This window comes from Legionella massiliensis (assembly GCF_000756815.1).
Classification (GTDB): Bacteria; Pseudomonadota; Gammaproteobacteria; order Legionellales; family Legionellaceae; genus Tatlockia; species Tatlockia massiliensis.
On the sequence record NZ_CCVW01000004.1, the window covers coordinates 398,311 to 413,358 of the forward strand.

Sequence of the window (15,048 nt, forward strand, 5' to 3'; positions counted from 1 at the left end):
TCTCCAAGATTTTTACATCCCACCTGAGCTATTACAAATCATTTTTGCTCACGTTGGAAAGGATAAATCGAACCTAACTGTAAAAGTTGGCTTAGTTCATCCAAAGTTACTAAACATTCATCAATCAATAAGGGATCAGCCAAATCGTTTGCATGCAGCTGATCACGGTAATGACGCTTCACCCAAGTTTCAAGTTGGTCTAATAACCTGTCGGTAACGACAATACCCTGGTGCATAGCTCGCAATTCTTGTTCGCTGAGTGGTACACGCAAACGCAAACAGGCTGGGCCGCCGCCATTACACATGCTTTGCTTAAGATCGAGGTAATTGACGCTAGCAATAGGGGTGTTTTTATCAGCAACTAATTCATCAATACATTGTTTTACAGCGGGACTATCCCTGCATTCAGTTGGCGCAATTAAAGTCATGCCAGCGTTATTAGGCAGGCTAATGAGCTGAGAGTTAAAGAGATAGGTACTGACAGCCTCAGCAACACTTACCCGCTGGCTATTAACTTCAATAATCTGAATAGGGAAGTCTGCACGGTCTTGTAGCGTTTTTAGGATTTCTGTTTGCTGAGCAAAGGCTTCTTCATGGAGAAGTAACAGTGATTCATTGGCAACAGCGATTACATCATTATGAAAGACGCCTTGGTCGATCGCTTTAGGATTTTGGCAGGCAAAGATAACCCTTTGCGGATCTAAGCCATGTGCTCGCGCAATGGCCTGAGAGGCCTCCAGCGTCTGCCGAGCAGGAAACTTCACAGGATGCTGTGCAGTATTTCTCAAACCTTGCTTGCCATAGACAAAGAGATTAATCGCGGGTTTCCCATGTGCCGAGCAAAGACGGCTATGATTTGCTGCTCCTTCATCGCCGGTTATGAGGCTTTTGGGAAGCAAGGGATGGTGAGCAAAAAACCTATCATTATCAAATAGTTTTTCCAGTAACTGCCGTGAAAAATTAGCCTCCTGATGGCGATGCAAATTAGAAACGAGATTGGCGGCAGTGAAATGAACACGATGATCAGCTGTATCCAGACTGGAGGAAACTGTCGCTGCATTAGCTGCCCACATATAAGAGGCGGAATAACTTGCAGATAAAAGTTCAGGGGCTTCGAGGCTTGCTCTTTCGATTTGCTGAGCCGGAGAGCCGCTAAATCCTAATTGATCTAATAAAGCTAAATTAGGTCTTTGATGCGGGGGTAGCACGGCCTGTTTTAAACCTAATTGATGGAGCAAGCGCATTTTAGCGAGGCCTTGAAGGGCTGCGGCCTGCGGGTTTGAGGTTGAAAGTGCGTTCGTTGTTGAAGCCAGGTTGCCAGAGGCGAGACCTGCATAATTGTGTGTTGGCCCAACTAAACCATCAAGATTTAATTCAAAGAATTCCATAATATTATTCCAGAGTGATACCCGTTAGCAGTTGCGCAGGTTTACTCAAATGGGGTTGTTCTAAGCTGGCTATCGGATATGAACAATAATCAGCAGCAAAATAAGCGCTTGGACGATGGTTGCCGCTACAACCAACACCACCAAAAGGTAGGCTGCTGACTGCACCAGTTGTGGGTCTATTCCAATTGATAAGTCCAGCTCGAATAGTTTTATAGAAATGCTGGTAATTCTCCAAACTATCAGATAGCAAACCAGCAACCAGGCCATAACGTGTCCTATTTGCCAGTGCGAGGGCGTCCTCAAAATCCTGATAGCGAAAAACCTGAACTAAGGGGGCAAAGATTTCCTCATCAGGCACCTGAGATGCCTGGGTCATGTCGATGATCCCTGGGGTTAGTAAGCCTGTATTTTCGGTTTTAAGCGTCATAGTCAGCAGGGGCTCGCCACCTGTTTCAATAAGCGCTTTTTGCGCTTTTAAATGAGCCTGGGCGTGAATATAACTGATTACAGGTCCCATGAAGGGCTCAGGACTGTCAGTAAATTTACCTATTCGCAGGCTTTGGCAACCCTTTATAAATTGCTTGAGGAACCTATCGCCCGCAGGATTATCTGGAATAAAAAGACGTCTTGCACAGGTGCAGCGTTGGCCTGCAGTAATCATTGAGGAAAGAATAGTTTGATAAACGGCAGCAGAAACATCTTGCACCTCATCGATGATCAGTGGGTTAGAACCACCCATTTCCAAGGCAAGGATAACCTCCGGTTTATCACTAAACTGTTGATGGATATATTTACCGGTCAAATAACTACCGGTGAAATATACCGCCTGAATGTCAGCGCGCAGCAAATTTTTACCGCAACTGGCGTCACCTTGAACACAATTAATCACTCCAGGCGGCAAGCCACTTTCATGCCAGCACTGAATGATAAATTGCGCAACTGCTGGGGCAAATTCACTGGGTTTATAAACCACGGTATTTCCTGCTAAAAGCGCAGGAACGATATGGCCATTGCTTAGGTGCGCGGGAAAGTTAAAGGCGCCAAGAACAGCTGCAACACCGTGAGGCTTATAACGTAAACAGGCATCTGCCTCAGCCATGGTTGTTCGCTTTTCGGCATTACGCTCTTGGTAAGCTTGAATCGATAAGTTGATTTTTCCCACTACAGCACTTACTTCAGTCTGGGCCTCCCATAAGGGCTTACCCGTTTCCAAGGCGATTAAATAAGCAAGTTGCTGTCCCTTCAACTCCACTTCTTTGGCAAAATGCAGCAGGTAATTTGCCCGTGAAGTAATGTCTAGTGAAGACCAGTAGGGCAATGCGCAATGCGCAGCTGCACAGGCTGCAGAGACTTCGGCAGCTGTTGCGCTATGCCCTTGCCAGACAATAGAACCGTCGGCAGGATTTTTCGAAACAAAAAGATCCCCTTGACCATGAATCCAATGCCCATCGATATAATGATTAGCCGCATTATCAGATTGAAACATGATTTTACTCACTGAAAATAGTTGATTCTTCTATCTGCAAAGGCGCTATACGCAGACAGTCACCGAGTTTGATACCTAAAAGTTCAGCAGTTTTCTTGCCAATGATGCAAGACCCTTGTTGTTGATTAAAAATCGCTTTGCTGATGGTAGCGCGGAAGTCAAGCTTGGTATTCGCTAGGAGAAAGCGTTTGGAACTGACTTCATCGCTGATACTTTTTACGGTCATAATACGGCTTGCTGCAATTGTGCGTATTTGACTTTTCGGCGCTTCGATAGTTGGGCCGCCGTCAAAAATATCCACATAGGCGTTATAACGAAAACCTTCATTCAATAAAATATTCATAGCGGGTACCGTAGACTGATGCGGTTTGCCAATCACTGCCTGTGCTGCAGGTGCAAGTAATTTGACATAAAGCGGATTTCTGGGCATTAGATCAGCAATGAATTGCTTGTTTGTCGATATTGTTAAACGATCGGCCTCAGCAAAGGGCATATGGAAAAAATGCCGGCTAACATTATCCCAAAAGGGTGAATGTCCCCATTCATCAGAAATCCCGCGCATTTCTGCGATAACCGTTGAAGCAAAGCGGTTTGGGTAATGCGCCATAAACAAGAAACGAGCCCGAGAAAGTAATAAGCCATTTGAGTTATGGCGGAATGAAGGTTCTAAAAAGAGAGTACAGATTTCACTACGGCCCTGATAATCATTAACCAGGCTCAAGACCTCATAGTCGCTTCGAATATTAAGGGAATGGCAGATTCTGGTGCGTTTAGATAATTTATAAGAATAAAAGGGCAGCTCATAACCTATTGCTGCTTCAATTGCTGAAGTACCAACGACTTGCGAAGTTGCAGGATCTTCGAGGACAAATAAATAGTATTCATGTGCAGGAGAGCTAACTGCTTTTTGGAAGGAAGCGCAAGACCAGGAAAGTCGTTTTTTAAGCAGCGCTTTATCCTTTGGCAGGGTTGTCATCCCAATCCCGCAATGCTCAGCAAGGTGGTATATCGCATTCAGATCAGTCGCGCGAGCGCTACGAAAGAGCATCATTCTCTAAGTTCCTCCAGTCCCCCACTTGCTAAGTCATGGAGAAGGAGGGCGCTCAAGGCAGTTCTTTCTACAAGACTGTCGAGCATAATGAATTCATTGGAACTGTGAATATTACCACCACGAACACCAAGGGTATCGATGACAGGCAAGCCATGGCGCGCTAAATTGTTACCGTCACAGCAACCACCACTATCTTGCCAATCAATTGCCAGGCCAAGCTCTTGACCTGCTTTTTGGATACGAGCAAACAAACGCTCTGTTGAAGGGCAAACACGCTTAACTGGTCTACCAAAGCTGCCATGAATGGCTAATGAATAACCATCTCGCTCCATTCTACGGCTAATTTTATCTAACTCAGCTCTAACCCAGTGCTCATCTTCAGGCCTAGAAATCCGCACATCCAATTTGGCAACAGCTCTGTCAGGAACAACGTTGAGTGCCCCTCCACCTGCAATTCTCCCTACGTTTATTGTAATTCCGCTCTCTGGCTTATTTAGTGCATTAATTTCGGTGATTACTTCAGCAAGATAACAAATCGCGTTGCGTCCCTCATAAAAGGCTCGGCCAACATGGGCTGATTTACCCGTTGCTATCAAAGTCAATTTACCACTACCCCTACGATTTTTAGCAAAGGTGCCGGACGCTGTCATTGCTGGTTCATAAACTAGGGCAGCTTGATAGTCTTTGGCAAGCTTATCGAATAAGGCGCTTGAAGCAGGGGAGCCAATTTCTTCATCGGCATTGATTAAAACGTCCCAACCAAGATCTCTTGCAATCGCTGTTTTCTCAAAACAAGCTAAGGCCTGCCCTATAACTATTAAACCGCCTTTCATATCAGCAACACCAGGTCCATTAATCTGGTTATCATTGATATAGGTTAGGTTTTGAAAGGAGTGACAGGCACCATAAACGGTATCCATATGCCCGCTTAGCAGGACTCGGCGCTGCAAATCCGGGCGTTTGCGAATAAAAAGAGCATTACCACATAGTTGCGTTGCTGCTTCGCCGGTCATATCGATAGTTTTAACAGCAGGGAGCTGAATTTCTTCAATGGTATCTGCTATTGGTGTGAAAACGGCTTTTAGAGCCTGACACATTTTAGATAGACCTAAAAGGTTTTCAGTCCCTGAATTGATTTCACAGAGATTGTGTAACTGCTCTACCATGAACTCTTGGCGGGTGCCTAAGCTATGAAGAAGTTCTTTTGCCATGCCGTCCATTTGTTTTAACTCTTAGACAAAGTAATGACATTAGCGGAAATTAGTTATATGCGCAATATAAGGATCGTGTAGAGAATTGCGCGCCCCAATCGTTGTTCCGCGTTGAGGCTGCGTACTCGGTTGAGCACTCCAGATAATCCCCTATAGCTCTTAATCCATTTACTTCCAATAAATCTTCTTTTAATGAACTGGTCTTAGGTTTTGGGATAGAACTTTGGGACGGTTGTCTCTTTTGTCCTATGTGAAAAAGGGAAATATCCATAGTGCCAAGAGCAGCAGCACCAAAGGCCCCCACTGTGGCACCAATCAGGGCACCTGTGCCTGTACCTGCAGCAAGAGCAGCTGACTTATCAGCTAGTTACCATAATTGTTTTTTAGCAGATAATCCATCAGCAATATTCGATGCTAGGTTAGATAGAAATGGTTTCATAATATAATCTCTAGTTATTTAACTTTTTACAGTTTATAAAACCAAGATTATGGTGGGATGAATTAGTAATGAGAGGCTGTCGTAGGCAACTCCATTTTGGAATTTTGTTTATCTCTAATAGGTTACCCCGCCACCCTGAGTGCAGCGAAGGATGACGAAATGTAGGGGAAGTGAGGGGTATCACTGCCGTTAAGTTAAGGAAGATTTTGTCATTCCCGCGAAGGCGGGAAACTATTTCTAGCTAAGAACAGTGCTAATGTAAAGATGGTTTCCCGCCTTCGCGGGAATGACAAATGCACTTAACTTAACGGCAGTGATGAGGGGGGCCTATGACTCTATTTTCTTTTCATAGAAGCAATTAGTTGATCAAGTTCCTGAAGTTTAAGCTTTATTTCCTCTTCATACTCTGGCTTCGAATGAGCAATAGCATCACTAACAAGTAATGAATAATTTTTCTCATTCTGAAAATTTTTAATAAAATTTTTTCGCCCATCAATGCTGATCAGTTCTTTAAGAAGCTCAGCTTTTTTTATATCAAAGATTGTCGCAAAACCGTCCTCGATGGTAGAAACAAGTTGGGTATAGAGTTCGATGCAACATAAATCAACTAGGTTTTTTTCTTGATAAAAATCATTAATTGCTAGCGCAAGAGGAGGTGATACTAGTTTTAGGTTTTGCATAAGTGATGTGGGTAACTCAAACTTATCGTGACCTAGGTTAGATAGGGAATTGATTTGCTCCATTGCTTTCTCTTTTTCTTTAGTAGGATAAAAATGCATAGTTTTATTTAATGCAATTAAATGCGGTTATTGTAATGATCAATTCTTAAGGGAATATGATGTCTGCAAACCCATTTCTCACTTCTCTTTGTACGGGACAAAACCTAACTAGCTCTGAATCCCCGCGGCTTGACCCATAGGTATCTACACAAATGTCCCTCCTTGTCTCAACATTAGGTCATCCAGAGCGTAGCGAAGGACCTCTTGAATGTGGCACCGTGCTAATTCCGGAGATCCTTCGCTACGCTCTGGATGACGTGCGTCTATTACTGTCACTTGTGTAGATACCTATGAGCTCGACCGCGGGGGCTATGTAGCTTTAGCCACAGCAGATCCCGCGGTCAAGCCGCAGGAATTCGAGTTTTCCCTGAGATTACACATTTTTTGTCCCGTACAAAGCTCACTTCTGTGGGGCCATGTAATTTGAGTTACCAACAGATCCCTTACAAAAAATCCAATTCTCTCGATTTTAATGATTCTTATTCCTAACTGACGTTAAGTGGTTATAATGACAGCTTTTCAGGAGATGCTGTGCAGGACTTAATCGAATCAACTCATCCTCAGTGGCATAAAATACTTACTAAGGCGCTACAACTGGTTGATCCGCAGTATTTGCAGCAATTAAGAAATAGTCAGGATTGGCTACCAGGGATTTCTAATCTGCTTGCAGCATTCAGCATTCCTTTAAATGAAACAAAATATATTTTACTCGGCGAATCACCTTATCCACGTCAACAGTCTGCTAATGGCTATGCTTTTTGGGATCAAGCCGTAGATAATTTATGGTCAATATCAGGACTCAGTAAGGAAGTTAATCGCGCCACTTCTTTGCGAAACTGGATCAAAATGCTGTTGACTGCTCGCGGTGATCTGCAGAGTGATTGCTCGCAACCGGCGATTGCCGCACTCGATAAGACACAGTATTGGCAAACTGGAGAGCAATTTTTCAACTCACTCATTAATAAAGGTTTTTTATTACTTAATGCCTCTTTGGTCTTTAGTGAAGATAAGGTACGGTTCCATGCGCGCCAATGGCAGCCGTTTATGCACAGTATTCTTTTGCAATTAGCAGAGCAAAATCCCTCTCTACAGTTAATTTTATTTGGCCGAATTGCAGAGCAGGTACCTGAAATTAATCTTTTCTCTTGCTTAATTGCCGAGCATCCTTACAATTTAAGCTTTATCACCAACTCTCAGGTGTTGGCCTTTTTTAAACCTTTGGACCTACTTAACTGCCATGACTAACAAATCAACTGTTGATTCTCAGGAAATTGCAAAATTTGCCCAACACGCAGCACATTGGTGGGATAAGAATGGCCCCCTAAAAACCCTGCACGATATAAATCCTGCACGTATTGAATACATTTTAAGTTATCAGGATCTTGCTAAAAAAACAGTGCTGGATGTCGGATGCGGCGGCGGTATTTTATCCGAGGCAATGGCGGCAGCCGGAGCTCAGGTTAATGGCTTAGATGTAGCAAGTGATGCTTTAGCCGTGGCAGAAGAGCACGCGAAAAAAAGTCGCTTAGCTATAAACTACGTCTGCTCCCCGATTGAAGACTATGAGGCTAAAGCCTTTGATATAGTGACTTGTATGGAAATGCTAGAGCATGTCCAAGAGCCGCAATTAGTTATCGAGCATTGCGCGCGGCTGTTAAAACCAGAGGGCTATTTATTTCTATCAACAATAAACAGAACCTTGAAAGCTTATGCTACTGCTGTTGTTGCTGCGGAATATATTCTGGGTTTATTGCCAAGACAGACCCATGATTTTGCAAAATTTATCAAGCCAAGCGAGCTGGCGTCGATGGTTCGGAATGCTGGGCTTGAATTCTGCGGAATGGTGGGTATGTCCTACAATCCCATAAGTCGGACTGCAAAACTTGTAGAGTCAGTTGAGGTTAATTATCTGCTTGCTTGCTATAAACCAAAATAATTTATTTGTATCCATTCAGGCATCAAATACAGGCTACTCTGTGAATAGGCGTGAACTATTTAGTGGTTTGACTTTTTTTATCAGCATAGCGTTGTTGATAGCGTTGGTGAGCGTATTTTGCTTGCTCTTCAGTAACAATATCAACTTCATTGCCGAATAAGTCTATTCGAGCTGTATTCGGTTTTTGACAGATTAAATAAGCAGGTGAAGAACTGTAATAACTGAGTGCTTCTCTTAATGCTTTTTTGCTAAATGGAGGCGTGTCTAAACGCTCATAAAAATCGATAATTTCGTCAAAAATTCCAATTTGTAGAGGTTTAACCTGATTACCTTTTTTAAAAAATGCGCTAGGAAAATGTTCCACTAACCAATCAATTATTTGTAATTTATCTTTTTTGGCACTTTCATTTTGCTGGATCATTTTAGTACTCAGAAGCAATTAAATCTTGACTAAACTACCATAATTAATAGCTTTATCAAGCGAGATTTTCTTATTTGGTTATGAAAATTTAATTTTAATTCGATTTTGAGTACTTTTATTAGGTATTTTTTAAGTGTTTTTCATCAAATTTATTTAAATCCTTATCTTGCTTTGACCCAAGAAATCTCTCAATTTGCAGTGAGAAATAGGTGAAAATTCATCTTTAATTATTCTTTTTTTAAGGCTAACCTTTTGAATATTATAAATTTAGTCACTAAGATCAAAAAAGCACATATCGTCTGAGTTATGACAAACTGTCTTGCAATCTAACAGCTCTCTTGCTAAATTTTACACATGGTTTCAAGGGAATTGAGACCTTGAGGCGAATGGACACGCGCTCATAGGGACATGATAGTCATGGACGACGTCAGAACAGGAAGTTCTGACGGAAGACTGCGAAAAAGCCGGGGATAAAACCCTGGCTTTTATTTTTTATAGACTTTATTTCTTGTTACCTGCGCTCAAATCCAAACTTTCGCCAAGATTCTGTATTGCACCCAGAGCTTTGGGCAAATATTAGGGAAGAACTTCGAGCCAGCAACCCTTTATCCGACGGGCGCCATCTTTCCATAGGGGAGAAGGGATTCATTATTTCTCCCTATGTGGGAGGTACCCGTTTTATCCCTCTCCCCCGCGCGCAGCGTGGGGGAGAGGATAGGGTTTGGGAGATTAAATGCTGTCGCTTAGCGACTACAAAACTAATAGACTCAGTTAAGCTGTTGCAAAACCAGTGTGAGAAAGGTAATTCCGATCGGGATAATAAGCAAAGAGAACAGAGCCGCCTTTGATGGTGTTAATCACCGGCTTAGCTAAGGTTTGTGCAATTGATGGACATCCCCAGCTACGACCGGCACGACCAGACTTTTTAATGAAATCAGGTTCAACATACCAGGCACCATGAATTACCACACGTCGGTTATAGGCGTTATCGTTAAATCCACGCTCTAGACCTTGTAAGTTTAATGAATAACCTTTTGAACCTATGTAGGTATCGCGGGTCACAAAGGTACCAAGGCTGGTTTGCTTGCTGGAAACGGCATTGGAAAAATGGGTTGGCTTATCGTCTCCAGAATTTCTGCCATGAGCAACATAGGTGTTGTATAAAAGTTTTTCTTTACCCAGATCAAACACCCACATACGTTGTTTGTTTGATGGTAGTGAATAGTCAATTACTGTAAGAACAGGTTTTTTAACGGCGCCTTTGGCGGCGGCTTTTTTGTAAGCAGTTAACGCTAATTTAAGTACTTTCTTGTTTAACTGCGGTGCTTTCTGGCTTAAGTGCTGCACATGATGATTAATATCGAAGCCTGATTTAGCGGTAGGAGCTGCAGTAGTTGTCAGTCCTGATGAAAAAAACGCTGCCGAAATTAAGCTTAGTATTGTACTCATAACTCTCCTTTATTTCTTGTTAAAACCTCGGAAATAGGATTTACAAACGGATGGTGATTATATTTACAACTAAGACATATGTAAAATTACAAGAGGAATGATTGGTCATCAGGGTGAAATATTATTCAATTCAGAATGTTAGAGAGGAGCAATCGTATCTAAGCAGTTATAAAAAAACACAAAATGTTTGAATTTAATCCTAATTAGCTTGTTTTCCGCCTTTTTAACAGTACCAAAAGCAGCCAATATTAGCATAAATAGATCTGAACTGTCTATTTATTGATCATTTGCTTGGTCTCTGAGGACCTATTTTGCAGTCAGGCTAAGGGGAGAAATGATATCATTTAGCACTATTCTGAATTATTATCCCTTGATATTTTCTAATCCTTTTGATTGGTCTGGAGACTACTATGCTTGAGCGATACTCAGCACAATTGCCGCAAGGTGTGCGTGCACAAATAAATAATGCATATCGAATTGATGAATTAACTTTAATGACCATGCTTATTGAAAAGGCGGCCGTAGAGAGCAATCAAATTAGCGCTATTCGTGCGAAGGCAACAGAGCTCGTTGAGCAAGTTCGCTCTGAGCGTAGAAAAAGCACAGGAATTGATTCATTCCTTACTGAATACTCCTTGGCTAGTGATGAGGGGATTGCCCTAATGTGTTTAGCTGAGGCCTTATTGCGGGTACCGGATAATGCAACTATTGATAGTCTGATTAAAGATAAACTAACAGCAGCTGATTGGAAGTCCCACCGCGGGCAAAGCGATTCCTTCTTTGTGAATGCAACAACCTGGGCATTGATGTTAACAGGTAAGGTACTAACCCCAGAAAATGCTGAGTCAACTCTCTCCAAAGCCTTATTCAAGTTGCTCAATCGTAGTGGTGAGTCAGTAGTGCGTAAAGCGGTTGATAAGGCGATGCGCATTATGTCTAAGCAATTTGTTACTGGACGTACCATTAATGAAGCTCTGTCTCGAGCTAAGAAAAAAGAAGCGCGAGGCTACCGCTATTCTTATGATATGTTAGGCGAAGCTGCTCTAACTGGAGTAGACGCAGAGCGTTATTTTAATGCCTATAAAGATGCAATTGAAGCAATAGGCGCTAGTGTTAGTCCAAACGCTAATATTTATCAGCGTCCCGGTATCTCGATTAAGTTATCAGCTCTGCACCCGCGCTACCAGGAGGCACAGCGCAGCCGTGTTATGGAGGAATTGCCACCAAAGTTGCTGGCTCTTGCCCAGTTAGCAAAGCACTATGATATTGCCCTGACCATCGATGCAGAAGAATCCGAGCGACTTGATTTATCCCTTGATGTCATTGAGCGTGTTTTCTGTGATGATAGCTTACATGGTTGGCATGGATTTGGGATGGCTGTGCAATCCTATCAGAAGAGGGCCTTTTACCTTCTGGATTGGGTAGCAGACTTAGCCCGCTCTAAACAGCGGCGGATGATGGTTCGGCTGATTAAAGGAGCTTATTGGGATAGTGAAATCAAAAAGACTCAGATGCAGGGCTTACCGGAGTATCCTGTATTTACGCGAAAAGTGTTTACTGATGTGTCTTTCCAAGCCTGTGCGAAAAAATTACTGACGATGACTGATGCGATTTACCCACAGTTTGCCACGCACAATGCTTATTCAGTAGCGATGATTATAAGCTTGGTTGGTGACTATCGTGACTTTGAGTTTCAATGTTTGCATGGTATGGGCAATGAGCTCTATGAGCAAATTGTACCGGCAAATCGCTTAGGCATCCCTTGCCGTATCTATGCTCCAGTTGGGAGTCATGAAGATCTTTTACCCTACTTAGTCCGTCGTTTATTAGAAAACGGTGCTAACTCCTCTTTTGTTAATCGGATTGTGGATGAAAATGCACCGATAAGTACCTTGGTTGAAGATCCTGTAAGCAAAGCGAACCATTTACTTGGAAAAATTAATCAGAACATTCCCTTACCTGCTTCAATATTTTTACCAGAAAGAAAAAATTCCAGCGGCTTTGATTTTTCAGATCGAGAAGCTGTTGCGAAATTGCAACAACTTTATGCGGCAATGGATCTCAGCCATTGGCAGGCTAAACCGCTTTTAGCTGGTGGCAAGCAGGGTGGCGAGGTTGATCGTTCAGTCAGTTCCCCACAGAAACCCGAACGCCCCATTGGTAGGGTTAGTGAAGCAACTCTACAGGATATTGATTGGGCTCTCTCTCAAGCCGGGCAGGCCTTTCCTAAATGGTGTCGTAAACCTGTCAATGAGCGGGCAGCCTGTGTCGAACGCTTTGCCAATCTTTTAGAAGAAAATATGCCAGAGTTGTTAGCTATGGCCTGTTTGGAAGCAGGTAAGACCTGGAGTGACGGCGTTGCTGAGGTTCGTGAGGCTGTCGATTTCTGCCGCTACTATGCAATGATGGCAGAAAAATTAATGGCTAAACCGCAAAGCTTTCATGGCTATACTGGGGAATTAAATGAATTGAGCCTACATGGAAGGGGTGTTGTTCTTTGTATTAGCCCTTGGAATTTCCCACTTGCTATTTTCACCGGGCAGGTTATTGCAGCATTGGTAACTGGTAATTGTGTTGTTGCCAAGCCTGCTGAACAAACCTCAATTATAGCGACCTTTGCTGTGCAATTAATGCATAAGGCAGGTATCCCGACAGAGGTTGTACAGTTATTGCCTGGCCAGGGCGAATCAGTTGGGGCTGCCTTGGTTGCTGATCAACGGATAAAAGCAGTTATCTTCACAGGTTCAACCCAGACAGCTGCTCTTATTAATAAGACCTTGGCAACACGAGGTGGCGAAATTATCCCTCTAATCGCAGAGACAGGCGGACAAAATGCGATGATTGTCGATTCCTCTGCACTTCTTGAGCAAGTGGCGATTGATGCCCTGACTTCAGCCTTTGGTAGTGCTGGCCAACGTTGTTCTGCCCTGCGTGTACTGTTTGTGCAAGAAGAAGTTTACCCACGCATGATTCATTTATTGAAAGGAGCTATGGCTGAGTTAGTGGTTGGAGATCCACGTTGGCTTAGTACTGATGTTGGGCCTGTAATTGATAGTGAGGCTTTAAGCGGATTAAAAGCGCATGTTACCGCAATGCAGCAGAAGTATGAAATTATTTATCAAAGCAAGCTCAATGATGAATGTGAATCAGGGTATTTTATGCCGCCAACTGCAATTGCTATTGATAGTATGGCAGCCCTTGAGAAGGAGGTCTTTGGCCCAATTCTGCATGTTATCAGTTATAAGCGGAAGAATCTGGATGAGGTTATTGAGCAGATCAATAGCACTGGTTACGGACTTACCCTGGGTATTCATAGCCGGATAAACAATACGGTTGAATACATTAAAAATCGAATTCACGCGGGTAATTGCTACGTTAACCGCAACATGATTGGTGCCGTAGTAGGATTACAACCCTTTGGTGGAGAGGGCTTGTCCGGTACCGGACCTAAGGCTGGCGGGCCTCATTACCTGCTGCGCTTATGCCATGAACGGGCGTATACCGTCGATACGACTGCTGCAGGAGGCAATGCCAGTTTGATGTCCTTGCCTGAGGGGTATTAATAACTGCCGTTAAGTTAAGAAAATCCCTACGTCCCGCGGCTTGTCCGCGGGATCCAGAGATCTAGCTAAACCACTGGATCCCGCGAACAAGCCGCGGGATGTAGGCAATGGTGTAGGGCTTAACTTAATGGCAGTGGAGCGAATGAGAGGCTGCCAGTTCAAAGCCTCTCCCAAATCAAAGTAATTAATCGTTGCTATACTAATACTATTGCTAGTTGCGGGCTGTTCTTTGTTGTAAATGACAAGGTTGAACAAACACAAGGGCAAAGAAAATGAGGTATGCAATCCTTAAGTTATTGTTGCATCTAACTAATTTTATTAGGTTATTAGTTCAATTATTCATTCTACTTATGCTAATCGTTTTTCTCTCTCAGTTTGTAGCTGACGTCAGCAAATATCCTATCTTGCTTCAAATTAATAAATTCGCGCAAATGCTGATTCAGCCCTTTGTTGATCTGTTAAAACTTTTGATGCCTTATAAATACAAGAATATTGATTTAAGTTCGATAATATTGATTATCGTTTCTATGTTTATATCCAGCCTTTTATATCGCTGCAAATCTAAGTTAATGGTAGCAATTCGTTCTTTGCATAATAAAAAGGATTATGAGAATTGGCGTACTCAAGCAACACAGGTTTTATCAAAAGAAAAGGTCGCTGAAATGGATTCTAAGTTTGCTGCGCTTAGTACTGATGAAATAAAACCTAATGACAGAAAACGAATACTTAGAGAATTCGCCATGCTAAAAACTCAGCTTGACAATATGGGACAGCAGTTGGCATTCCTGGCAATTGATGTTGCTGATTCCACAGGCATGAAAAAAGATGAAGATAAATATCTCGCTGCCTATGATTTTGACCGCTATAACGAAATTGTTAATGAATGCCTCAGAGAAAATGGGGTAGTTAAATTTGCGATGACACCTGATGGTATTATGAGTTGTTTTAGGACAGTTGATAATGCCGTAACTGCTGCTCAATGCCTTCTTGATAAGTTAAAAACATTTAATGCAGAAGAGAAAAAAATTAAACGAGACTTCCACATTCGTTGTGGAATTAACGCTGGTTTTGTTTATTTGGATGATGAGACTCCCCTCGAGCAGGTTAGTGATCGAGTTATCGATATTGCTGGACATATGCAAAAATATGCGAAGCCAGATTGCATAAATATTGCAGCCTCCGCCATAGAACCGCTTAAAGTCCGTAGTGGATTCAACGAAACCTCTGATGTGATCGATGAGCAAAAGGTTTATGAGTGGGCAGGTAAATAAGACACAGACCTTCACAAGGCTATTTACTTCATTTAAAGAAGCTGTACTATTATT

General features: G+C 42.7%; 11 protein-coding genes. 4 read left to right on the forward strand and 7 right to left on the reverse strand.

What is annotated here, in order from left to right; genetic code table 11:
- Positions 1 to 38: 38 nt before the first annotated feature.
- From astB to BN1094_RS16530, 5 genes are all read right to left on the reverse strand, one after another.
- Entirely contained in the window at positions 39 to 1,388 is a 1,350-nt protein-coding gene (gene astB / locus BN1094_RS16510; protein ID WP_044012246.1) for an N-succinylarginine dihydrolase, read from the reverse strand.
- A gap of 4 nt (positions 1,389 to 1,392) precedes the next feature.
- Positions 1,393 to 2,886: a succinylglutamate-semialdehyde dehydrogenase gene (gene astD, locus BN1094_RS16515; RefSeq protein ID WP_425411921.1), complete on the reverse strand. Its 1,494-nt coding sequence runs from the start codon at positions 2,884 to 2,886 to the stop codon at positions 1,393 to 1,395.
- The gene (locus BN1094_RS16520) at positions 2,879 to 3,925 is read right to left on the reverse strand and encodes an arginine N-succinyltransferase (protein WP_044012248.1); all 1,047 of its coding nucleotides are present in this window, start codon (positions 3,923 to 3,925) and stop codon (positions 2,879 to 2,881) included. Before BN1094_RS16520 ends, astD begins: the two co-directional genes overlap by 8 nt.
- Positions 3,922 to 5,145, reverse strand: a complete 1,224-nt coding sequence (locus tag BN1094_RS16525) for a hydrolase (protein WP_081935192.1) — start codon at positions 5,143 to 5,145, stop codon at positions 3,922 to 3,924. Before BN1094_RS16525 ends, BN1094_RS16520 begins: the two co-directional genes overlap by 4 nt.
- 765 nt (positions 5,146 to 5,910) lie before the next feature.
- Positions 5,911 to 6,318, reverse strand: a complete 408-nt coding sequence (locus tag BN1094_RS16530) for a hypothetical protein (RefSeq protein ID WP_044012249.1) — start codon at positions 6,316 to 6,318, stop codon at positions 5,911 to 5,913.
- A 567-nt stretch (positions 6,319 to 6,885) separates the two neighbouring features.
- On the opposite strand from BN1094_RS16530, the gene BN1094_RS16535 reads away from it, so the two are divergent.
- Entirely contained in the window at positions 6,886 to 7,599 is a 714-nt protein-coding gene (locus tag BN1094_RS16535; protein WP_099909038.1) for a uracil-DNA glycosylase family protein, read from the forward strand.
- Positions 7,592 to 8,290 carry a bifunctional 2-polyprenyl-6-hydroxyphenol methylase/3-demethylubiquinol 3-O-methyltransferase UbiG gene (gene ubiG / locus BN1094_RS16540; RefSeq protein ID WP_044012251.1) on the forward strand — a complete coding sequence of 233 codons (699 nt, stop codon included), beginning with the start codon at positions 7,592 to 7,594 and terminating at the stop codon, positions 8,288 to 8,290. The genes BN1094_RS16535 and ubiG overlap by 8 nt, the downstream gene beginning before the upstream one ends.
- A gap of 55 nt (positions 8,291 to 8,345) precedes the next feature.
- Here the strand turns inward: ubiG and BN1094_RS16545 are convergent, their stop codons facing one another.
- Both BN1094_RS16545 and BN1094_RS16550 read right to left on the reverse strand, forming a co-directional pair.
- Positions 8,346 to 8,711, reverse strand: coding sequence for a ProQ/FINO family protein (locus tag BN1094_RS16545; protein ID WP_044012252.1), 366 nt, complete (start codon positions 8,709 to 8,711; stop codon positions 8,346 to 8,348).
- Between the two features lie 771 nt (positions 8,712 to 9,482).
- On the reverse strand, positions 9,483 to 10,160 hold the full coding sequence (locus BN1094_RS16550; RefSeq protein WP_044012253.1) for a murein L,D-transpeptidase catalytic domain family protein: 678 nt from the start codon (positions 10,158 to 10,160) through the stop codon (positions 9,483 to 9,485).
- Positions 10,161 to 10,570: 410 nt separating this feature from the next.
- Between BN1094_RS16550 and putA the strand changes: the two genes are divergently transcribed.
- Together putA and BN1094_RS16560 are read left to right on the forward strand one after the other, a co-directional pair.
- Positions 10,571 to 13,723: a bifunctional proline dehydrogenase/L-glutamate gamma-semialdehyde dehydrogenase PutA gene (putA, locus tag BN1094_RS16555; RefSeq protein WP_044012254.1), complete on the forward strand. Its 3,153-nt coding sequence runs from the start codon at positions 10,571 to 10,573 to the stop codon at positions 13,721 to 13,723.
- 272 nt (positions 13,724 to 13,995) lie between these two features.
- A complete protein-coding gene (locus BN1094_RS16560) occupies positions 13,996 to 14,994 on the forward strand; it encodes a nucleotidyl cyclase domain-containing protein (protein WP_044012255.1) in 999 nt (332 codons plus the stop codon).
- The last annotated feature ends 54 nt before the right edge of the window (positions 14,995 to 15,048 follow it).